Source organism: Pseudomonas sp. BE134 (assembly GCF_031456105.1).
Taxonomy (GTDB): domain Bacteria; phylum Pseudomonadota; class Gammaproteobacteria; order Pseudomonadales; family Pseudomonadaceae; genus Aquipseudomonas.
In genome coordinates, this window is record NZ_JAVDUA010000014.1 from 104,379 (window position 1) to 125,701 (window position 21,323).

25 protein-coding genes are annotated in these 21,323 nt (G+C 58.9%); 14 read left to right on the forward strand and 11 right to left on the reverse strand.

All coding sequences use genetic code 11. From position 1 onward, the window contains the following. Positions 1-18: 18 nt before the first annotated feature. Positions 19-852, forward strand: coding sequence for an AraC family transcriptional regulator (locus tag J2Y56_RS13790; protein WP_007944557.1), 834 nt, complete (start codon positions 19-21; stop codon positions 850-852). Here J2Y56_RS13790 and J2Y56_RS13795 read toward each other — a convergent pair whose 3' ends face one another. The 6 genes from J2Y56_RS13795 to J2Y56_RS13820 form a co-directional block, all read right to left on the reverse strand. After that, complete coding sequence (locus J2Y56_RS13795) at positions 853-1,440, reverse strand: LysE family translocator (RefSeq protein ID WP_007944556.1); 588 nt, start codon at positions 1,438-1,440, stop codon at positions 853-855. A gap of 77 nt (positions 1,441-1,517) precedes the next feature. Beyond that, positions 1,518-3,026, reverse strand: coding sequence for a tripartite tricarboxylate transporter permease (locus J2Y56_RS13800; protein ID WP_007944555.1), 1,509 nt, complete (start codon positions 3,024-3,026; stop codon positions 1,518-1,520). A 24-nt stretch (positions 3,027-3,050) separates the two neighbouring features. Further along, a complete protein-coding gene (locus tag J2Y56_RS13805) occupies positions 3,051-3,545 on the reverse strand; it encodes a tripartite tricarboxylate transporter TctB family protein (RefSeq protein WP_310350699.1) in 495 nt (164 codons plus the stop codon). A gap of 1 nt (position 3,546) precedes the next feature. Beyond that, positions 3,547-4,512, reverse strand: coding sequence for a tripartite tricarboxylate transporter substrate-binding protein (locus J2Y56_RS13810; protein ID WP_310350701.1), 966 nt, complete (start codon positions 4,510-4,512; stop codon positions 3,547-3,549). Between the two features lie 122 nt (positions 4,513-4,634). Continuing rightward, positions 4,635-5,687 (reverse strand): sterol desaturase family protein, encoded by a 1,053-nt coding sequence (locus J2Y56_RS13815; protein ID WP_310350703.1) that lies wholly within the window; start codon positions 5,685-5,687, stop codon positions 4,635-4,637. A 64-nt stretch (positions 5,688-5,751) separates the two neighbouring features. Next, positions 5,752-7,083, reverse strand: coding sequence for a PLP-dependent aminotransferase family protein (locus tag J2Y56_RS13820; protein ID WP_310350706.1), 1,332 nt, complete (start codon positions 7,081-7,083; stop codon positions 5,752-5,754). 86 nt (positions 7,084-7,169) lie between these two features. On the opposite strand from J2Y56_RS13820, the gene J2Y56_RS13825 reads away from it, so the two are divergent. The 4 genes from J2Y56_RS13825 to J2Y56_RS13840 all read left to right on the forward strand — a co-directional run bounded on the left by J2Y56_RS13825 (position 7,170) and on the right by J2Y56_RS13840 (position 9,562). Further along, positions 7,170-8,066, forward strand: a complete 897-nt coding sequence (locus J2Y56_RS13825) for a DMT family transporter (protein WP_310350708.1) — start codon at positions 7,170-7,172, stop codon at positions 8,064-8,066. 90 nt (positions 8,067-8,156) lie between these two features. Further along, a complete protein-coding gene (locus J2Y56_RS13830) occupies positions 8,157-8,777 on the forward strand; it encodes a LysE family translocator (RefSeq protein ID WP_007944547.1) in 621 nt (206 codons plus the stop codon). A 43-nt stretch (positions 8,778-8,820) separates the two neighbouring features. Continuing rightward, positions 8,821-9,375: a YdeI/OmpD-associated family protein gene (locus J2Y56_RS13835; RefSeq protein ID WP_310338093.1), complete on the forward strand. Its 555-nt coding sequence runs from the start codon at positions 8,821-8,823 to the stop codon at positions 9,373-9,375. A 13-nt stretch (positions 9,376-9,388) separates the two neighbouring features. Beyond that, on the forward strand, positions 9,389-9,562 hold the full coding sequence (locus J2Y56_RS13840; protein WP_310350711.1) for a hypothetical protein: 174 nt from the start codon (positions 9,389-9,391) through the stop codon (positions 9,560-9,562). A 195-nt stretch (positions 9,563-9,757) separates the two neighbouring features. Here J2Y56_RS13840 and J2Y56_RS13845 read toward each other — a convergent pair whose 3' ends face one another. Together J2Y56_RS13845 and J2Y56_RS13850 are read right to left on the reverse strand one after the other, a co-directional pair. Further along, entirely contained in the window at positions 9,758-10,462 is a 705-nt protein-coding gene (locus J2Y56_RS13845) for a hypothetical protein (RefSeq protein ID WP_007944545.1), read from the reverse strand. 312 nt (positions 10,463-10,774) lie between these two features. Then, positions 10,775-11,116, reverse strand: a complete 342-nt coding sequence (locus tag J2Y56_RS13850) for a hypothetical protein (protein ID WP_310350715.1) — start codon at positions 11,114-11,116, stop codon at positions 10,775-10,777. 177 nt (positions 11,117-11,293) lie between these two features. On the opposite strand from J2Y56_RS13850, the gene J2Y56_RS13855 reads away from it, so the two are divergent. The 5 genes from J2Y56_RS13855 to J2Y56_RS13875 all read left to right on the forward strand — a co-directional run bounded on the left by J2Y56_RS13855 (position 11,294) and on the right by J2Y56_RS13875 (position 16,197). Then, entirely contained in the window at positions 11,294-11,530 is a 237-nt protein-coding gene (locus J2Y56_RS13855) for a hypothetical protein (protein WP_007944542.1), read from the forward strand. A gap of 277 nt (positions 11,531-11,807) precedes the next feature. Then, entirely contained in the window at positions 11,808-12,659 is an 852-nt protein-coding gene (locus tag J2Y56_RS13860; protein WP_310350717.1) for a TIM barrel protein, read from the forward strand. Positions 12,660-12,673: 14 nt separating this feature from the next. After that, positions 12,674-13,744 carry a 2-oxoglutarate and iron-dependent oxygenase domain-containing protein gene (locus J2Y56_RS13865; protein WP_310350719.1) on the forward strand — a complete coding sequence of 357 codons (1,071 nt, stop codon included), beginning with the start codon at positions 12,674-12,676 and terminating at the stop codon, positions 13,742-13,744. 46 nt (positions 13,745-13,790) lie between these two features. Beyond that, complete coding sequence (locus J2Y56_RS13870; protein WP_310350721.1) at positions 13,791-14,585, forward strand: ABC transporter substrate-binding protein; 795 nt, start codon at positions 13,791-13,793, stop codon at positions 14,583-14,585. A gap of 64 nt (positions 14,586-14,649) precedes the next feature. Further along, a complete protein-coding gene (locus J2Y56_RS13875; RefSeq protein ID WP_310350723.1) occupies positions 14,650-16,197 on the forward strand; it encodes an amino acid ABC transporter permease/ATP-binding protein in 1,548 nt (515 codons plus the stop codon). A gap of 233 nt (positions 16,198-16,430) precedes the next feature. On the opposite strand, the gene J2Y56_RS13880 is transcribed toward J2Y56_RS13875, so the two are convergent. Together J2Y56_RS13880 and J2Y56_RS13885 are read right to left on the reverse strand one after the other, a co-directional pair. Continuing rightward, on the reverse strand, positions 16,431-16,556 hold the full coding sequence (locus tag J2Y56_RS13880) for a hypothetical protein (RefSeq protein ID WP_007944537.1): 126 nt from the start codon (positions 16,554-16,556) through the stop codon (positions 16,431-16,433). Between the two features lie 351 nt (positions 16,557-16,907). After that, entirely contained in the window at positions 16,908-17,318 is a 411-nt protein-coding gene (locus J2Y56_RS13885) for a VOC family protein (RefSeq protein ID WP_310350725.1), read from the reverse strand. Positions 17,319-17,436: 118 nt separating this feature from the next. On the opposite strand from J2Y56_RS13885, the gene J2Y56_RS13890 reads away from it, so the two are divergent. From J2Y56_RS13890 to J2Y56_RS13905, 4 genes are all read left to right on the forward strand, one after another. Further along, entirely contained in the window at positions 17,437-18,519 is a 1,083-nt protein-coding gene (locus J2Y56_RS13890; protein WP_310350727.1) for a methylated-DNA--[protein]-cysteine S-methyltransferase, read from the forward strand. 31 nt (positions 18,520-18,550) lie between these two features. Then, entirely contained in the window at positions 18,551-19,354 is an 804-nt protein-coding gene (locus J2Y56_RS13895) for an isocitrate lyase/phosphoenolpyruvate mutase family protein (RefSeq protein ID WP_007944534.1), read from the forward strand. A 5-nt stretch (positions 19,355-19,359) separates the two neighbouring features. Next, positions 19,360-19,977: a DNA-3-methyladenine glycosylase gene (locus J2Y56_RS13900; protein ID WP_310350729.1), complete on the forward strand. Its 618-nt coding sequence runs from the start codon at positions 19,360-19,362 to the stop codon at positions 19,975-19,977. A gap of 77 nt (positions 19,978-20,054) precedes the next feature. Next, positions 20,055-20,540: a GFA family protein gene (locus J2Y56_RS13905; RefSeq protein ID WP_310350730.1), complete on the forward strand. Its 486-nt coding sequence runs from the start codon at positions 20,055-20,057 to the stop codon at positions 20,538-20,540. A gap of 13 nt (positions 20,541-20,553) precedes the next feature. On the opposite strand, the gene J2Y56_RS13910 is transcribed toward J2Y56_RS13905, so the two are convergent. Then, positions 20,554-21,162: a tRNA-(ms[2]io[6]A)-hydroxylase gene (locus J2Y56_RS13910; RefSeq protein ID WP_007944531.1), complete on the reverse strand. Its 609-nt coding sequence runs from the start codon at positions 21,160-21,162 to the stop codon at positions 20,554-20,556. Positions 21,163-21,323 lie beyond the last annotated feature (161 nt).

Here is a 21,323-nt window from a genome sequence, read left to right on the forward strand (position 1 = left end):
CTGTCGAGGACGCTGACGATGAAGCACGCCGCCGCCAAAAACGCTGACAAGGCTCCGCGCTTCTGGCGTGATGACGCCCTGCCCTTCATTGAGGCCCGTTCCATCGCCGACGGTCGCGACGTCTGCTACACCCGGCATGCCCACAAGCACTTTTCCATCGGTGCGATCACTGCCGGGTGCAGCACTTACCTGCATGAACAGTCGGCGTTTCAGGTCAGCGCGGGCACCGTGGTGCTGATGAACCCCGACGATGTTCACGCCTGCAATCCGATCGATGACCAGCCATGGTCGTACCTGATGCTATACGTCGAGACACCCTGGCTGACCGATTTGCAGCATCAGCTTGGCTTCAGCCACGACTTGGCATTTCGACGTTTTTCCACCACTCATACCCGTGATATCCAGTTGTTTACCGGCCTGAAAGCGTTGTACGAAATACTCGTCGATCCCGTGCAGGACGTGCTGTGCAAGCACAGCGCGGCGGTGGAGTTTTTCACTGACGTACAACAGCGGCTCAACCCCGTTGACCAACCTCTGCGCGAACCCAATTTCAAGCTGGAACGCGCGGCCGACTACATCCGCGACAACTGCACGCAACTGCTCAAGCTCGAAGACATTTGCCAAGCCGCTCAGTTGTCGCCGTCGTACCTGATCCGCGCCTTCAAGCACCATTACGGCATGACACCCCACGCGTTTTTGATCAATCGGCGCATCCAGTTCGCCCGCGACCAATTGCGCAACGGCAAATTGATTGCCGATGTGGCGCTGGAAGCGGGGTTTGCTGATCAGGCGCATTTTCAACGGGCGTTTAAACAACATTTGGCAGCGACGCCGGGGCAGTATCGTGGCTGATCAGGGCAACAATAAATAAACCGCACTGCCCGCCAACAGCAACGCCATGGTCCGATTGAACAAGCGCATGCCCGCCGGGTTGCCCAGGTAGCCGCGTAAAAAAGTCCCGGCATAGGCCCAGCATCCGACGGACAGATAGCAGATCACCAGATACACCGCTGCAAACTGCCAGACCAATCGCGCCTCGCCGTCCGCGACAAAGGCGCCCATCCCCGCCACACAGGCCAGCCAGGCTTTCGGGTTGAGCCATTGCATGATCGCGCCATAGAGCATCGACGGCGCCCGGCCCGACGCCTTGGCATCGAGACGACCATCGTCCGCCGCCAGTTTCCAGGCCATGAACAGCAAAAACGCCACACCCGCCAGTTGCACCACCCGCGTCAGCGCCGGCCACACGCGCAATACTTCATGCAGGCCCAGGCCCATCAGCACCAGCAACAGCACGAACCCCAGCGTTGCCCCGGCAACGTGCCGTTGACTGGCACGAAAGCCAAACTGCGCGCCCGAACTTAACGCCACAATATTCACCGGCCCCGGCGTTATGGACGCCACCAGCGCAAACGTCGCCATGGAGATCATCAGACTCATCGCACACCTTCTTCAATTCAGGGAAGTCAGCGCTCAAGTTACTGAGCGTCCTGCTCCGGCGTATTGAAGAAAACTGCCTAATCATCCTCATGCAGTTTGATGCCCCGAGCGTGGAGCAAATGCGGAACGATCAACACCAAAAGCGTCAGCGTGAGGAACGACGCAGCGATGGGCTCAGTGACGAAGATCAGCCAGTCACCCTGACTGATGGACAAGGCGTTGCGCAGTTGCTTTTCAGCCATCGGCCCCAGCAACATACCGACGATCACCGGTGCCACGGGGAAATCGAAACGCCGCATCAGCACTCCGCCCCAGCCAATGCCGAGCATCAGCAGCAGATCGAACGAAGAGTGGCGCATGCCGTACACGCCAATGGTGGCAAACACCAGAATGCCGGCGTTCAAGTAAGGCCGTGGAATTTGCAGCAGCTTGACCCACAAGCCCACCAACGGCAGGTTCAGCACCAGCAGGATGACATTGCCGATGTACAGCGAGGCAACGAGGGTCCAGACCAGGTCACCCGAAGTCTGGAATAACATCGGGCCCGGTTGCAGGTTGTAGTTCTGGAACGCGGCCAACAGGATGGCCGCCGTTGCGGAGGTCGGAATGCCCAGCGTCAGCAGCGGCACCAACGACCCCGTCGCGCTGGCATTGTTGGCCGCCTCGGGGCCGGCGACGCCCTCAATCGCGCCCTCGCCCTTGCTGCCCGCAAACTCTTTCGGGAACTTGCTCAGCTTGCGTTCGGCGGAATAGGACAGAAACGTCGGAATTTCGGCACCACCGGCAGGAATCGAACCAAACGGAAAACCGATCAGCGTGCCGCGCAGCCAGGCCGGTACCGAGCGTTTCCAGTCGGCGCGGGTCATCCACAATGAGGTCAAGCGGTGCCGCCCGCTGCTTTCTTCTTTTTGATACAGCAAGCTGTACAGCGCCTCCCCCACGGCAAACAAGCCCACCGCCACCAGCACCACTTCGATGCCATCCACCAATTCCGGCACCCCCAGCGTGTAACGGGCGATGCCCGAGGTCGAGTCGAGACCGATCAGGCCGATGGCCAGGCCCACCCCAAGCGAGGCGAAACCGCGCAGCATCGACGCGCCCAGCACCGCCGACACGGTGGTGAACGACAGCACCAGAATCGCGAAATATTCCGCCGGGCCGAATTTCAGCGCCAGCGTGGCGACGATGGGGGCAAACAGGGTCAGCAGAATCGTGGCGATGGTCCCGGCCACGAACGAACCGATCGCCGCCGTGGCGAGCGCCGGCCCGGCCCGGCCGTTGCGGGCCATCAAGTTACCTTCCAGGGCCGTGACCATGGAGGATGACTCCCCCGGCGTGTTGAGCAAAATAGAGGTGGTCGAGCCGCCAAACTGCGCGCCGTAGTAGATGCCGGCGAACATGATCAGCGCGCCAGTGGGGTCGACCTTGGCGGTGATGGGCAGCAACAGCGCAACGGTCAGCGCCGGTCCGATACCGGGCAACACCCCAATCGCCGTGCCGAGCAAACAGCCGATAAACCCCCACATCAGATTGATCGGCGACAGTGCGGCGGAAAATCCCATCGCCAGGCTTGCGAGAATATCCACCGGGTTGATCTCCTTCGGCCCGGCTCAGATCCAGGCGTTGACAAGGGGCGGCAGGGAAACGCCGAGCCCGGCGTTGAACAGCCAGTAAATCGGCAACGTCAGGGCAATGCCGATGGCCAGGTCCCGCAGCGGATGGCGACTGCCAAACCCACGTGCCGCACAGGCAAACAGTAGCCCGGCGGAGAGGACGAAGCCGATGAGGTTAATCAGCAATGCCACCCCCATCAGCCCCGCCGTGACCCACGCCGCACCGGATTTGCCACCGGGCAGCGCTTTGGCAGACACGTCGTCGTGGTCCGCCAATTCGCGAAAGCCGCCGGTGCAGGCTTGAACACTCAGCAGCAACCCGACGACGCCCAGGAACACCGCCAGCCCGTAGGGGTAGACATCGGCGGCCAAAACGACGTAGCCCATCTCGGGCGGAAACCGCCAGGCGCCGACCGCCAGGACGGCACTGATGGCGATCAGTCCAAGGCCGATGGCCAACTGTGGCGGCACAATCTTGCGCATCCCGGACATGTCAAAGCAGCCCGACGTTGACCAGCATCGCCCGCAGCCGCACATGTTCTTCGTCGACAAACTTGCCGAATGCATCGCCGGTCAACACGCTCGGCGACCACGCGTTGGTGTTGAGGTTGTCTTGCCAGGCCTGGGTTTTGGTGGCAGTGACGACGGCGTCGGTCAGTTCCTGGCGCTGCTCGGGGCTCAGACCTGCGGCGCCGTACACACCGCGCCAATTGCCAATGATCACGTCGTAGCCTTTCTCTTTGAGGGTCGGCGCATCGATACCGGCAACGCGCTCCGGCGCGCCGATGGCGAGGACGCGGAACTGGCCGCTCTTGATGTATTGACCCAGCTCGGCATAGCCGCCAGTGATCACTTTGAGCTGGCCGCCGAGCGCCTGAGCCACCACTTCACCGCCACCGCCGAAGGCGACGTAATTCACCTTGTTGACCGGGACATCCATTTTGCCGGCCAGCTCGGCGATGCCGATGTGATCGACCGAGCCTTTGGAGCCACCGCCCCAGGTGATGCTGGTCGGCTTGGCCTTGAATGCGGTTAACAAGTCCTCCAGGGTTTTGAATTCGGATTCCTTGCGCACAGCAATCACGTTGTATTCGGTGAACAGCCGGGCAATCGGCGTGACGTCCTTCAAGGTGATTTGCGACTTGTTCTGCTCAATGCCCGCGACCATGATCGCACCCACCACCAGCAGCGCATTCACATCCCCTTTGGTGCTGTTGGCAAACTGCGCCAGCCCCAGCGTACCGCCCGCGCCACCCTTGTTTTCGAAGGTGACGGACTTGGCAACGTTGGCCTCAATCATGGCTTTGCCCAACTGGCGGGCAGTCTGGTCATAGCCACCACCGACCGAGCCCGGGGCCATGAACTTGACCGAGTCCAGCGCCAGGGCGGAGGTTGAAAGCGCGGCAGCGGTGATCGCCACGGCAGCGGCGAAATTTAAACGACGGAACAAAGCGAACATGAGTGGACTCCTGATCTTGTTTTTGTAGGTGCCGGTTGAATCTCGCTCAGGAGCAACCCCTGCTCACTGAACATGCGTCTAATGAACAAGCGTAGGTCATGGATGTGTTTGAGGGCGTGCTGTTACCGAAGTGGAACGTCCTTCGACTGTTCAACTACCTCGGTGGCAAGGCTCTGCTCAGGTTTTGTCAGGTGGATTTTGCGGGCGATGTCCACAAATGGCGTCACGATCAGGCTGTACACCGTCAGGTAACGTGAGTGATCCGCTTCGCCGGTGCCAAAGCGCAGCGCCTCGGGTTTGGAGGTGGTGACGTAGAGCGTGCCGAACATCCAGTCCCAGAGCGACAGGTTGATGCCGAAGTTCTTGTTGACGTGTTTCGGCGCGTCGCTGTGATGAATCTGGTGCTGGGCGGGGCTGTTGAGCACATGTTCGACCACGGGCCCAAACGACAACCACACATGGGTATGGCGCAGGTTGGCGGCAAACCCGTTGAGGATCAGCACCATCCAGGTCACGCCGAACAGGGTGTAGCGGCTGATTTCGCCGCCACAGGCGTACCAGAAGACACCGGCGTAAACACCGACGCACAGTGTATTGGTGAGTTTTTCGACGATTTTTTCCACAAAGTGCAGCCGGCTAGCGGTCGCCGGGACCAGCACGGGGGCCGAATGGTGGACCTTGTGGAAATCCCACAGCCAGCGGGTATGGAAGGCGCGATGGCCCCAATAGTTGGCGAAATCCTTGACCAGAAACACGCCGAGCCCATAGAGCAGCGACAACGCGAGGTGTTCCTCGACTTGAGTGCGCGCGCCCCACAGGTTGGTGAAAAAGCTCACGTAGTCGGCGGAGCGCAGGATGTGTGGGTCCACCAGTCCGACGATGGGCAGCACCAGCATGACTTTCAGAATGGCGCGGACGAAGTAGTAGCGATAATCCAGCAACGCCGACTGATGCAGGTAAACCTGCTTGCCGCCGATGAATTGCCAGAAGGTTGGTGCGCTGGTCAGCCCGCGAGATTTCCTGAAACGGAACAGCCCGTAGGCAACGCTGTAGGAGGTCGCCAGAAACAACAGGCCGAAACGGCCATTCAAATCAAAAATGCCAAGAAACTGCTGGGTAACTGGCGTTATCACCCATCGGGACAGGTAGTCATAGACAAACGACAATGCATCCACGACCGCCTGGCCTCCAAAAAAGTGAGGGAATTGTAGTTCAGCCGGCCAAAGGCGCTAGCGCTTTTTACGTGTAAGCCTCCACTACCCACTTCACTTTCACCAACGCGTGGCGAAGCGTGGCCAGGTCCACCGAGCCCAGCGCCAACCGCAAGGCGTGCGGAACATGAACCGATACCGCAAACGGCTCGGCGGTGGAGACCGAGATCTGTTCACGCATCAAGGCCACGGCGATCTGGTCTGCCCGTGCGTCTTCCGACAGGGGCAGCCATAGAAAGTACGACGATGGATGGCGGATGACGCGAAGGCCGCTTAGCTCCTCATCCGCCAGCTTCTGCCGGGCTCGCGCGTCTTCGCGCTTTTGCGCTTCGAGGCGGGTAACAGTGCCATCGTCGAGCCAGGCGCAAGCGATGGCTGTCATGACGCCCGGAGTGTTCCAGGTGGTCGCCCTGATCGAACGCTCCAGTGCGGCGACCCTTTGCGCCGGTGCTGCGATGAAACCCACGCGCAGACCGGTGGCGACATTCTTGGAAAAGCCGGACACGTAGACGGTGCGTTCCGGGGCCAGCTCAGCGAGGGGCGGCGGCGCTTGCTCGGCGAGAAACGCGTACGCCCCGTCCTCAATGATGTGCAGGTCATGCTGGCGCGCTATCGATACCAGTTGTTCGCGTTGATCGGCGGGCATCACCCAGCCCATCGGGTTATGCAGGGTCGGTATGGTGTAGACGGCACGCACGGTCCGGCTGCGGCACAGCTTTTCCAGCGCCTCCAGATCCGGCCCCTGCTCCGTGACGGGGATGGCGACGATTTCAAGGTGGAGCGATTCCGCCAGCACTTTGAAACCTGAATAGGTCAATGCGTCGGCCGCGATCACGTCACCGGGTCGCAGCAGCGCCATCAGCGTCACTGCCAGGCCATGCTGGGCGCCACTGACAATCAACACTTGCTCGGCTTCAACCGTCAGACCACGACTACGCAAATGGCGGGCAATGGAGGCGCGCTCATGCGCACGCCCGGCATGGGGCTGATAGCGCAAGTGTGACTCCAGGTCGCCGGACAACGCCAGTTGGCGCAAGGCATTGCGCAACAGATCGCCTTGCCCCTGCAACGAGGGATAGTTGAAGTTGAGATCGATCACCCCCGCCGCGACGTCTGGCTGATCGATGCCATGACTGGGCGGCAACGAGGTCTCGCGAACAAACGTCCCGCGTCCGGTTTCACCACTGACCAGGCCCATGGCTTCCAGCTCGGCATACACCCGGCTGGCGGTGACCAGCGCCAGACCTTCGCTGACGGCCAACTGGCGGTGCGTCGGCAAGCGCGTGCCGGGCAACAAGCGCCCCGAGTGAATATCGGCAGCAAAAGTGTCCACCAGCGACTTGTAGCGGGAGCGTGCCATTGTGGGATGTATCCATGACAATTTTTTGATTGTTCTTAATCCTGGCTCATAGGATGCCCTGACACAACCCGATACGGAGACAGGCGATGGAAAGGGCCTCAACGCTTAAAAGCCCGGCGCTGGACAAACACGCAAGCGGACTGATCAATGGCTTGATCGGCGTGCTGATCTTCAGCGGCTCGCTGCCCGCCACCCGGGTGGCCGTGCTCGAATTCAACCCCGTGTTCCTGACGGTCGCCCGCGCCACTATCGCCGGTGTACTGGCGCTGTGCATGCTGAGGCTGTTCAAGCAACGACGCCCGGCGCGCAGCCAGTTGCTGTCGTTGATCATCGTGGCCTTGGGCGTGGTGGTCGGCTTTCCGTTGCTGACGGCGCTGGCGTTGCAATACGTGACCTCCGCGCATTCCATCGTCTTCGTCGGCCTGCTGCCGCTTGCCACCGCCGTCTTCGGGGTATTGCGCGGTGGCGAGCGCCCAAGACCGGCGTTCTGGCTGTTTTCGGTGCTGGGGAGTTTGCTGGTGATTGGCTTCGCCGTTTCTCAGGGGTTGAGCACGTCCCCCATCGGCGACGTCCTGATGCTGTTGGCGATTCTGGCGTGTGGCCTGGGGTATGCCGAAGGCGCAAAACTCTCCAGAACACTGGGCGGCTGGCAGGTGATTTGCTGGGCCTTGGTGCTGTCGCTGCCGCTGATGGCCGTGTTGACCTGGTGGCGGATGCCCGTTTCGTTTTCCGGGATCAGTGTGCCGGCCTGGGTGAGCCTGGGGTATGTGTCGCTGTTCAGCATGCTGATCGGCTTCGTGTTCTGGTATCGCGGGCTGGCGCAAGGCGGGATCGCGGCGGTGGGACAGCTGCAGTTGTTACAGCCGTTTTTCGGCTTGGCACTCGCGGCGACGTTGCTGCACGAACAGGTCAGCATCGGCATGCTCGGGGTCACCGTGGCCGTAATTTTCTGTGTTGCGGGCGCGAGAAAGTTCGCCAAATGAAAGTGTACTGCGGCTTGCGTTAATGGCTGTACCGGGCGAGCCGCACACCGTCCATGATAAAAATGGCGCTCTCGCTTTCGGAGACTCGCCATGGACCTCGCCACCCTCACCCTTTTCCTCCCGGCGTGCTTTGCCCTGAACATGGCACCCGGCCCGAATAACCTGCTGTCCGTCAGCAACTCGACGCGTTACGGCTATCGCACCTCCTGCGTGGCCGGGATCGGTCGGTTACTGGCATTTGCCGGCATGATCGCCCTCGCCTCCGCCGGATTGGCCGTGGTGCTGCAAACCTCCGAAATGTTGTTCTACGGGATCAAAGTTGTCGGCGCGGCTTACCTGTTTTACCTCGCCTGGCAATTGTGGCGTGCTGATCCTGGCGCCGAGCGCGCTGACACCCGCGCACCCGTCGGTGTGCTGGCGTTGGCGCGACAGGAGTTTTTGGTGGCGGCCGGCAATCCCAAGGCGATCCTGATCTTCACCGCATTCCTGCCCCAATTCGTCGACCCGACCCGCGCGGTGACACCACAATTCGCGCTGCTCGGTACATTGTTTTTGATGCTGGAGTGGATCGCGATCAGTGCATACGCCTATATGGGGCTGCACATTCGCCGCTGGTTCGCCGAGCCGCGTGGCAAGCGGATTTTCAATCGGTGCTGTGCGGGGTTGTTGTCGGCGGCGGCTTCGGTGTTGTTGATGGCGAAGCGGGTTTGATCAAGCGGGTGAGACGGTCCATTCAGTAGCTGGAGGAGTTGCAATGACAACAATCGACGTGAAATCCCGATTTGAAGCAAAGCTTCTTCGTCCGGCAAAACCTGGTAACGATACGTCGTGGGCGTTCGTAGTGCTGCCAAGAGACGTGAGTGAACAGCTTCCGAGGCGAGGAAGGACGACAGTTGAAGGCACGATCAATGGGCACCCATTCCAGGCAACCCTTGAGCCTGATGGTCAGCTGAGCCATTGGCTGCAGGTCAGTAGAGCGTTACACGAAGCCGCAGGCGCGGCCGTTGGGGATATCGTCACACTAGAACTAACCCCTGTGAAGAAAGAACCCGAGCCTGACATCCCAGCAGATTTTCAGGAAGCACTGGCAGCCACTCCTGAGGCTCGTAAAGTCTGGAACAGTACGACGACCATCGCACGAGTAGACTGGATACACTGGATTACTTCAGCCAAGCAACTCAAGACGCGCGCAAAACGAATGGGTGATGCCTGCGATATGCTCGCATCCGGCAAAAAGCAGGTTTGCTGTTTCGACCAGTCTGGCTACTACAGTAAGGCCTTGCGTGCGCCCGAGGCAGAAGATTTATAGATGGGACATTCTGTTGAATACGCCTGACAAGGCGCTCAACACCCACGAAGTACGTGCCGTTTTTTCCGCGATGGGACAAGAGCTCGGTGCTGATTTCTACGAACTCTATAGAGAGCTCGTAGAGTTTGATGTTCTTCGAAAAAAACAATTACCTAACCGTGCAGTCGCTTCCACCACTCATCACTGATTCCGCGCCAAGGGTGGAGGCTCAGGATCTCTGCACTAAGGCAATAGTGGCAGCATAGTTTGCCCGCGGGCATCGCAACAAGCATATAGCACGTCAAGATCACAACTACCTCAGCAACCGAAACTACAATCCTTCTGGAGAGCAAATCGCGTCACTAAATCATGTACTGCAAAATTCCGAGGAAACTCTAGAGATTCAAAGCGCTTTCGAAACAATAATTGATATGCCGGTTTGGCAATACCCCAGCACTCCGTGCCCGGCTTGCTTGGCACCGGCATTCAGTTCAGAGAAACCCTTATGATTTTTACCTGTTGCTGGATCCATGTAACTACCGTCACTTCTTTGAACGACCCAATGCAAACCAACGGGTAAACCTACAAGCGTTACCGCCATCGCTTCTATTCTTGCCTGACCTGCCGCAAGCTCATTTGGCCCATTCACTACAGCACATCCGATACCAGACAGCCTCGATTTCGCATCCGGATAGAACCAGCTCAGGGCTTTTGAGAATATGGTCGGAGTCTCTACGACCTTCATTTCAAGACCTAACAACCTCCCTGCCGTAACAATACCATCCGGCATGGAATAGCCTGCGTCCATCAAGTTACCGCAGTGTTTTCTTTGCGTGTCATTACCGCTCGTTATCGTGTAAATATCACTTTCACAACGGTTATCCAACTCCAGGGTATCGCAACCTACCTGCTCCGACATAGACCCGGCCAAGACGGGAATTTTTTCTATACCCAGCTCTTTCGCCACACACAACAGACTGGCGGCACCACAGGAGTTTGCGAAAGCCTGTTTTTTTGCAAGGTGCTCGTCTGGCATTTCAATGTTTAGAGCATCATCAGCATTTGACAACTGGACTACTGATCGCATATTCGATACTGAATTCAGCATGGGATACTCCATCTACTTTTGAAATTGAAACCCATAGGGATGCATTTCAAGTAATCAATCGTTCACGGCACATGTTTAGCGTTAAGGATGAAAACGAGAAGCGGTGAGATGTTACGGGCTGAGCTTGGGCGAATCCTGCGCAAATTATTGGGTCTTCGACAGCCCATCGACCCGGTTTGACCGCACTACTGAAAACATCATTGACAAACTGCCAGCAGAAAAAAAGCCCCGCAACCGAAAGCGGTGCGGGGCAAAAAATTGGTTGGTTGCGGCCAACCAAAGGAGCTCAGTAAAAGCGCTTGCGAGCCGGGGTCAGATGCATTCCTGTGCGGCGCGCTCAAAGGCCGAAGGCAGGAAGTTCGAGGCCAGCAATTGGCGCTCGTAGATGAACACCTTGCCACCCTTCCCGGCCTTGTAGGCTTCCAGTACGTTGTCCGTCGAGACTTTGCTCGGCACCACGATCCGGTAGCTGCGTGAGGTTTGCGAGACAGTCGGGCTCAACGCACTGCCCTGCAATTTAGGCACGACACAGTCGGCGTATTGGGCAGGCGTCTTGCTGGTCTGCAAGGTCAGAGTCGGGTCGTTCGGCGCAGAGGCACAACCGGCGAGCAACACTAAGGCAAATGCCATGGCAGGCACGAATAAAGGGCGCATGCGTTTCATCCAAAAAATAAACGGTCCGGTTCATCAATGGCGGCGATTTTCCGACTATTGTCGATAAAGTAGAAACTGCCTTTCGTAATGGTCACTATTACGCCTAGCAATAGTTGCGCGCCGTGCAGGTGGATAAACACTCAATCACCACCAGAACAGATTGATGAGGATCTCCCCTTGAGAACTTTTGACCTGATCCGTGACGCCGTTTTGCCCGATTTCCGTGACCGGGTGGCCGAGTACCTGGTCGAGTACGAAACCGTACTGATGGGCGAAAACACATCCGACTCGGCACTTGTGCAGGCCACCGCCAATCAGTTGCGCGGTTATTTGCGCGGTTTGAACACCATGCGAGTGCTGGGTATGGCGGACTGGGAGGAACTGGATCGTCGGGTGGTGAATACGTGGCTTTAGCGCCCTGGCGTTGGATGTTGTTTGGATGTATCACAATGATTTCACAATAATGGCACCGCTCGCTGATCGTCAGCGTAGGCGCCTCCTCGCCTATAAAACGCTCCCGCCATCCCAAGATAAATAGCTAGCTATTCGTTGATGAAAGTCTGAAGTATTCATTTGAACTTTCAGATTCTTTCACGCCTCAGCCTGTGCCTAACATCGGCACCACAGCGAACCCGCCACGGCATCGCTGGGTGGGGATCAGGTTGCGCCAGGATTTTATTGAGGATTACCGATGAAGCTGGAAATATTCCGCACGCTGTGGGGTTACACCGCGAGCAAGGCCCAAGCGTTGGAGGAGCTGCTGCAAGCGGGCTTTGATGGCATGGAAGCACGCCTGCCCCTGGACGCCCGTGAGCGCGTTGAGTTCGGCGCCTTCCTCCAGGCCAATCGCCTGGGCTATATCAGCACAGTCTTCACCGCGTACGACGTGTTGCCAGACCAGTCGGCAACGCCTGTCGTTCACCTCATTGACCTTGACCAGAAACTCGCCTGGGCCGCCGAGCTCGGCCCGCGCTTCGTCAACGTGCTGGCGGGCAATGATCGCTGGTCCCTGCCACAACAAGTGGAATTCTTTGGCCAAGCGCTGGAACTGACGCGCAAACATGGCCAGGTCTGCAGTTTCGAAACCCATCGTTCGCGGTCGCTGTTCAACCCGTGGGTGACGCTGGAGTTGATCCGCCAGCTACCCGATCTGTTGTTCACCAGTGACATCAGCCATTGGGTCGTGACCTGCGAGCGCCTGTTGAACGACCCGGCCGATGACCTGAGCGCTTTCATCGAGCGGGTTCACCATATCCAGGCTCGGGTCGGTTACGACCAGGGCCCGCAGGTTCCGCACCCGGCGGCGCCCGAATATGCAAAAGAACTGGCCTTCCATCAGCAGCACTGGGAAAGCATTTGGCGCTCGCAGCAGGACCGCGGTTACCAGGTCAGCACCCTGACCCCGGAATTCGGCGCCGACGGCTACCTGCATCATTTGCCGTTCACCAATGTACCGGTTGCTGACCTGTGGTCATTGAACGTGTGGATGGGCCAGACCGAGCGCAAACACTTCGACCGTTTCCACCACTCAAGCAATCCTTAGGGAGCCGATGCGTCATGCCTGACAATAAAAACAACAGCGCCAGCACTGACACACATAAAGCCAATTTCAACAGCATCCCGGTGGTCAACATCGCCGGTCTGTTCAGCTTTGAGCTGGAACACCGCCTGGCCGTGGCCGAACAATTGGGGCGCGCTGCCAGCGAGGTCGGGTTCCTCTATATCACCGATCACGGTATCGACCCGCAGCTGATCGCCAACCTGCGCAAGGCTGCCAAGGACTTTTTCGACCAGCCCCTCGACACCAAGATGCGGCACTACATCGGCACTTCGCAAACCCACAAGGGCTTTGTACCTGAAGGCGAAGAGGTCTATTCCAAAGGCAAGCCGGACCACAAGGAGGCCTTCGACGTCGGCTTCGAAGTCCCGGCCGATGACCCGCTGGTGCTGGCCAACACTCCATTGCTGGGGCCTAATGACTGGCCACAGCTGGCGGATTTCAAGACATCGGTTCAGGCCTACTATGAAGCGATCTTTGCCTTGGGCCGGCGCCTGTTCGGCGGCTTTGCCCTGACCCTGGGCCTGGAGGAAAACTATTTCGACAGCCTGGTCACCCGTCCGCCCTCCAAGCTGCGCCTGATCCACTACCCCTTCGACGGTGCCGCCCATGACGCACCGGGGCTTGGAGCCCATACTGATTACGAGTGCTTCACCATCCTCCTGGCCGACAAACCAGGCCTTGAGGTGATGAACAATCTTGGGCAATGGATCGATGCCCCACCGATTGCCGATGCCTTTGTGGTCAACATCGGCGACATGCTGGAAGTGATGACAGCAGGCGCATTCGTTGCCACTGCACACCGGGTTCGCAGCGTGCGCGAGGAGCGTTACTCCTTTCCATTGTTTTATGCCTGCGACTACCACACCCAGATCAAACCGCTGCCCGGGTTCGCCCAGCCAGGCAACGTCTACGAAGAAATCACGATCGGCGAACACATGTATGGCCAGGCACTGCAGACGTATCAATATCTGCGCGCGAGGGTGGCCAATGGGGAAGTTCAACTGCCAGGCAAGGCACGCAAGCCCGCCAGTTTCGGACATTTGAAAAATCAGGCTCAACCGTCCTGATTGAAGTTTTCAGCTACCCCCTTACCTACGCCGGAGTCAGTACGAAATGAAAAACAATAAAAAGAACCTGTTGAGCTTGGCTATATTGGCAGCCGGTATGCTCGGTGCCTCGTTGGGCATGGCCGCGTCAGACACGCTCAAGGTCGGCATGGAAATCACCTACCCTCCCTTCGAGTCCTATGACAAGGATAAAAACGTCGTCGGTTCGGACCCCGAGCTGGCCGCCGCATTGGCCAGGCACATGAACGCCAAGGTGGAGTTCGTCGACACCAAGTTCCCGAGCTTGATCCTGGGCCTGAACTCCGGCAAATACGACGCGGTTATTTCCGGCATGTACATCACGCCAGAGCGCCAGACTCAAGCCCAGACCATCGCCTATGCCAACACTGGTGCCGCGGTCATGGTGCCCAAAGGCAGCGAGATCAATGCGAAAAAACCTGAAGACCTGTGTGGCTTGAAACTGGGCCTGGAACAGGGCACGACCTGGGTCAAGGAATTCAGGAAGCTGTCCGATGAATATTGCGTGCCGAACAACAAAGGCGCCATCACCGTCAGCGAATATCCCTCGGCGCCCGAAGTGACCCAGGCCCTGCTGTCCAAGAACATTCAGGCCCAGGTTGAAATCGCCGGTGCCGCAAAACTGATCGCGGAAAAGACCAACGGCCGGGTAGTGATCACCACCGATCACCCGATCTATCAGCAAACCCTGGGCATCTTCGTCAAGAAAGGTAACGAAGAAACCTTCCAGGCGGTGCAAAAGGCCTTCGAGGAGACCAAGAAGAGTGGTGAGTACGCCGCTATTCTCAAGAAATACGCCTTGGAAGAACCGACTGCCAACTAAGAACGTGTCCTTGTAGTCTGGTCATCTGCCGCCCCTGCATCGGGGCGGCAGAGTGAGGTGCCCTATGCAATTCGATTGGTCGTATTTCTTCTCCCTGTTCTCCCTGCCAGACTTCTGGAATGCCTGCGTCACGGTGGTCCAGCTCAGTGCCCTGGCCTGGTTCATCGGCATGCTGCTGGGGTTTCTCCTGGCCACGGCCAAGCTGTCCCAGTCACCCTTGCTGCGCATTCCCGCAGCGGTCTACATTTGGTTCTTCCGCAGCATCCCGTTGCTGGTGCTGGTGGTCTTCGTCTACAACCTGCCGCAATTGTTTCCCGGCAGCGGCCCGATCCTGTCCAACCCCTTCTACTCCGGTTTGCTGGCCCTGGTGGTCACCGAAGCGGCGTACATGGCGGAAATCCACCGTGGCGGTCTGATCTCCGTGGCCAAGGGCCAGAAAGAAGCCGGGCGCGCGTTGGGTGTCGGCCTGTTCGGCATGCAGCGCTTGATCGTGATCCCTCAGGCTTTCCGTATTTCGCTGCCCACGTTGATCAATGAATACATCACGGTGGTCAAACTGACCTCGCTGGTCTCGGTGATCTCGCTCACGGAAATTCTTACGGTCGGCCAGCGCCTCTACGCCACCAACTTCCTGGTCATGGAAACCCTGGCGGCGGTAGGCGTCTACTACGTGTTGATCGTCACCGTGTTTGGTTTTTTCCTGCAGCGCCTGGAGCGCTACCTGGACCTGAACTTCCGCAAGCCGCAAACGCTCGACGCACCCGCCGTAGCCAAGCTCAAGGCCTGCGCCGAAGCCTTGCCCGACAGCACACGCAAAGCAGCGGGCAACAACCTGACGCCTATCCTGCAACTGAAGAACATCCAGAAGAGTTATGGCACGCACAAAGTGCTGTTGGGGATCGACCTGAAGGTCGAATACGGCCAGGTGGTCTCGATCATTGGCCCCTCCGGTTCCGGTAAAACTTCGCTGATCCGCACGGTCAACGGCCTGGAAACCATCGATACCGGCGACATTCTGTTGTTCGGCGAACAATTCATCGAAGCGTCGGACAAACCCAATAGCTCGCGCTTGCGCAAAGGGGTGCGCCACATTGGCATGGTGTTCCAGAACTTCAACCTGTTCCCCCACCGCACCATTCTCGACAACGTCACGCTGGCGCCGCGTTACCACGGCCAGCCGGGCGAACTGAGTGAACATCGCGCTTATGCGCTGCTGGACAAGGTCGGCCTGCTGGCCCATGCCCACAAGTACCCGCATCAACTGTCCGGCGGGCAGCAACAGCGCGTGGCGATTGCGCGGGCCCTGGCGATGGAACCGCAGATCATGCTGTTCGACGAGCCGACTTCGGCCCTCGACCCGGAACTGGTCAACGACGTGCTGAACGTGATTCGTGATCTGGCCAAGGAAGGCATGACCATGCTGATCGTGACCCACGAAATGGACTTCGCCATGTCGATTTCCGACCGGGTGATCTTCATGGAGAACGGCAATATTCAACTCGATGCCGCGCCTGAAACCATACGCTGCGATGCCGAAGGAGAACGAGTGCGGCGCTTTATGGGGATCGATGTTCCATTGCCAAACCGTTCTGCAACGGTGGATCTGGCATGAACAGGCACCCCCTTTCTTTGAGCTTCCCACTTTCAGGAAAACACCGATGAATCTTGGAATTGCGGGACGCTGGTTTGCGCCGCCAGCAAGGGTCTAGGGGGCGTTCTGAATTAGTTTCCCCGCTGCGTTGTCGGCCTTAAAGCGGGCCAGGCAAGGCGCAGGCTGCTGGGAATCGTGTGCCCCTTCCAAGGCAGCGACCGGCCTGCAGTCAACAAGGCAGGTCGCTGGCCGAGTTAGCTCAGGCGGTGCAAAAGTATCCCGTACTCATCCCACCAGAAGACCAGGGACAACAACGCTAACCCGCAGGTGCCGGTCATGACTGTGCGCACCCAATCTGCCACCGTCATTTGGAGATCCATAATCCGTCCTCCTTCTGGGTGGAAGATTTACCAGGACGCTGGGTTGGTTCGACGAGTTTATCGTCGGAACCTTCGGCAAGGACCGAATGTTCTACGCACATATTATTGTTCTCTTCAGGACTGATCGTCATACGGCCTGGCATTGCAAGCTGCCCAATTGCCGGGCTTGCAGCGCACACCATGAGAAGGAGTTTATCGACGGTGGGACTGCCAATCTTTCATTTGGCGACAGCGCGTTGTCATTTCATGACAGCTCATGACCGTTGATCCGGGATGGTTTTAAGCCTTTGGTGCAAGCAAACGCTCAAGCTGACGGAACCTCAATCCAAAGCTCCGTCAGCTACCCCGCTGTTACCTTGACGGCCCTTTGAGCTCGACCTGATTGCCATCCGGATCAAAGCAATAAAGCGACAAGCCATAACCTTCGGCGCCGAAGCGCCTGGCCGCTTTCTCGGGCGTCAGACCAAAGGACCGCAAGTGGCTGATGAGTGCCTCCTCGTCGAAGGGCTCGATGCGCAGGCAGACATGGTCGAGGTTACGCCCCTCTTGCCCGGCGGCGGCACCGCCCTTGCGCCCGAGCTCACCGTCCAGGCTGACCAGGTCGATCATGGAAGTCCCGGCGCGCAGATGCACCAGCCCCAGATTGTCTTGGCGTTTGACCAACTCAGCGCCGAATACCTGCGCGTAGAACGTGATGCTTCGCTCCAGGTCCTTGACGCGCAGCACGATGTGATCGATGTGTTGAATCGTAAACGGTTGCATGAAATCACTCCCTGTTTGACTGCCTGATCAGTAACCCGACCACTGTAGTCCAGAGTCACAAAAATTCATTGTCGATTTTCCGGTGGAGACACTGCCCACAGGGTTTTATGCTCGACCCATGAACATACAGACCGCACTACTGCCGCCCCACGCCGAAATGGTTCGCGCCATGCTCGAACGCGACACTGCCTATGAGGGGGTGTTCTTCACGGCCGTGAAAACCACCGGGATTTTTTGCCGCCCCGGCTGTACGGCACGCTCGCCGAAACCAGAGAACGTCGAGTTCTTTGCGCACGCCGATGAATGCCTGGCGGCGGGTTATCGCGCGTGTCTGCGCTGCAAGCCGCTGGACGCTGCGGCCATCGCGCCCGACTGGGTGCAGAGGTTGCTGAGGTCGGTGAACGCCGATCCCGAGCAACGCTGGACCGACGCCCAGTTGCTGGCCGAAGGCATCGAGCCGTTGAAACTGCGGCGCTGGTTCAAGCAGCATCTGGGCATGACCTTTCACGCCTGGCTGCGCACCCGTCGCCTCGGCATGGCACTGGGCGGGATCAAACAGGGCGATTCCATCGACAGCGCGGCATTCGACTCGGGTTATGAATCCCTCAGTGGTTTTCGTGACGCCTTTCAAAAGTCGTTCCACATCACCCCGGGCCGAGCTGCGCAGAGTGAACCCTTGCTCTTCACTCGGCTGACCACGCCACTGGGGCCGATGATCGCCATGGCCGAGCGCCGTGGGCTGGTACTGCTGGAATTCCTCGACCGTCCGGCGTTGACCTGCGAAGTCGAAGAACTGCAGAACCGGTATGGCTACGCGGTCGCGCCGGGACACAACGCGCATCTGCAACAGATCGAGGTTGAACTGGCACAGTACTTCGCCGGCAAACTCAGCGAATTCAGCGTTGCACTGTACCTGCCCGGCAGTGAGTTTTCCCGGCAGGTCTGGGCCGAATTGGCGAAGATCCCGTACGGCAAGACCAGCACCTACGGCAGCATCGCCAGGCAATTGGGCAAGCCCGGTGCCAGTCGCGCCGTGGGCTTGGCCAACGGGCACAACCGGCTGTCCATCGTGGTGCCCTGCCACCGGGTCATCGGTGCGGATGGCTCGCTGACCGGCTATGGTGGAGGACAACCGCGCAAGGCATTTCTGCTACGGCTGGAAAGCGCGGCATTACAGGTCACCCAACCACTCGCGTTCTGATTACCTCAACTGTCATAAGGAAGGACATTCGATGGACAGACAATTCCACCAATTGCACCACGAAGGCTTGCTGATCCTCACTAACGTCGCGGATGCCACCGGGGCCCGTATCGTCGAGCAACTGGGCTGCAAAGCTGTGGCCACCAGCAGCGCGGCGGTGGCCTGGGCTCATGGTTACGCGGACGGCAACGCCCTGCCCCTCGAACGTCTGGTATCAACCGTCGAATCCATCGCCCGCGTGATTTCGCTGCCGTTGACCGTGGACGTCGAGGCCGGCTATTCCGATGATCTGACGCGGGTTGCCCAAGTGATTGAAGCGGTGATTGCGGCCGGGGCGGTCGGGATCAATATCGAGGACGGCGCTTCTGCGCCCGAGTTGCTGGTGCGCAAGATCGAAGTGGCCCGCAAGGTGGCCGATCAGCGCAATGTGAAGCTGTTCATCAATGCCCGCACCGATGTGTACCTGCGAGGATTGGTACCGGCCGAAGATCGCGTCGCTGAAACCCTCAAGCGTGCTGCTCTGTACCAAGCGGCAGGTGCCGATGGGCTGTTTGCGGCGGGTGTCTCGGCGGAGTATGAAATCGCTGCGCTGTGCCACGGCACGACGTTGCCGGTGAATGTGCTGGGCCTGTCGGGGTTGCCATCGCTTGAAGCATTGAAAGCACTGGGCGTGCGACGTTTGAGTGCCGGTTCGGGCATCGCCGAGTTTTTGTATGGCGCCATGGCCGGGTTGACCCAAAGCTTTCTGGAAACCGGCAAACTCGACAGCAGTCACCTCAAGGCTCTTACTTACGGTGAAGTTAACGCCTTGCTGAAAACAACCGGAAACCCTTAATCGTCATGCCCGATCCCTATCTGCCGGCGACCCGGTTTTTAGCGTCTCTCGACGCAGACTGGGCGCGCCACATCGCCGCCATCGGCCCGTGCCTGCACCAGCCCCATGCGGCTCGCGATCCGTACGAGTCGCTGGTACGGGCGATTGCCTATCAGCAACTGCACGCCAAGGCCGGGGATGCGATTGTCGGGCGATTGCTGGCGTTGTTTCCGTCGGTGGCATTCCCACGACCGGAACAGATTCTGGCGGCAGGGTTCGATCAACTGCGCAGTTGCGGGTTTTCGGCGGGCAAGATCGCAACCATTCAGGGGATTGCCCAAGCCACACTGGACGGCGTGGTGCCGGAGTATGCGACGGCGTTGGCGATGGCGGATGAGGCCCTGATCGAGCGCTTGATCACCTTGCGCGGGGTCGGCCGCTGGACGGTTGAGATGTTGCTGATTTACAGCCTCGAACGCCCGGATATCTTGCCCGCCGATGACTTTGGCGTGCGTGAAGGCTATCGCCGGCTGAAGGGGTTGGAGGTGCAGCCGACGCGTAAGCAGATGGTAGAGATCGGGTTGGCGTGGAGCCCGTATCGGACGGTGGCGGCTTGGTATTTGTGGCGGGTGCCCAGCAAGTAGACCGCGTTATCGTTCATCGCGAGCAGGCTTGCCCGGGCCCTGAAGGCGGAGAAGCCCAATACTTGAGGGAGACAACCATGCAGCTAGAAGGCTCCTGCCATTGTGGCGCGGTATCGTTCAGCCTGAACAGCGCCCACCCCTACCCTTATCAGCGTTGCTACTGCTCGATCTGCCGCAAGACTCAAGGCGGCGGTTATGCGATCAATCTCGGCGGCGATGCCAAGAGCCTCAAGGTGCGCGGTCGCAAGCACATCGCGATTTACCATGCACGCCTCAAGGCTGAAGGCGATAAACGGGCGCACAGCAGCAGCGCCGAACGGCATTTCTGCTCCCTTTGCGGTACGGGACTGTGGCTGTTCAGCCCTGAATGGCCTGAACTGATCCACCCGTTTGCATCCGCCATAGACACCCCGTTACCGGTGCCGCCAGAACACACGCACTTGATGCTCGGTTCAAAAGCGCCATGGGTGGAAGTCGAGGCGCATTCCGGCGATCAGCAATTCGAGGTCTATCCCGAAGAGTCCATCGCCGACTGGCACGAACGCCTCGGCTTGAGCCGCTAAAGCGTTTTAAACGTCAGGCCGCAACGGGCACGCCGCTGTGGAAACGGAATTCCACGTCCGGCGACTCGATCAGCTCCTGCTCGGCCGCGCGCACCTTATCGATCACTTGCGCGATGTCCTTGGCGTCGCCGTACTGGTAAGCCAGTTTCAGGTAACCCTGGAAATGCCGGGCCTCGCTTTTCAGCAGCCCGAAGTAGAACTTGCCCAGTTCTTCATCCAGATGCGGCACCAGCGCCTCGAAACGCTCGCAGCTGCGGGCTTCGATGAAGGCCCCTACCACCAGCGTATCCACCAGTTTCACCGGTTCATGGCTGCGCACCACTTTGCGCAGGCCCGAGGCGTAGCGACCAGCGGACAATTGGCGCAGCTCGATCTTGCGCTTTTTCATCAGGCGCATGACTTGCTCATGGTGCACCAGTTCTTCCCGGGCCAGGCGCGACATCAGGTTGATCAGGTCGACGTGGGAGTGGTACTTGGCAATCAGGCTCAGCGCCGTGCTGGCCGCTTTGAATTCGCAGTTCTTGTGGTCGATCAGCAACGTTTCCTGATCGGCCAGCGCGGCCTGCACCCAGCCGTCAGGGGTACGGCAGCCGAGGAACTCGTGAATTTCGGGAAGGATCATGGGGCTCACGGATAAAGGGTTCAAAATCGAAGGGCGCCGATTATACCGGCCTGCGGGCAGACCACCAGTCGCCAACCGTTGATATGCATCAAGTACCTGGTTGGCGAGCAGCAACTATAGTTGTGCAACGCCGTGCTTTTTTACCCGTTTTTTTATGGAGA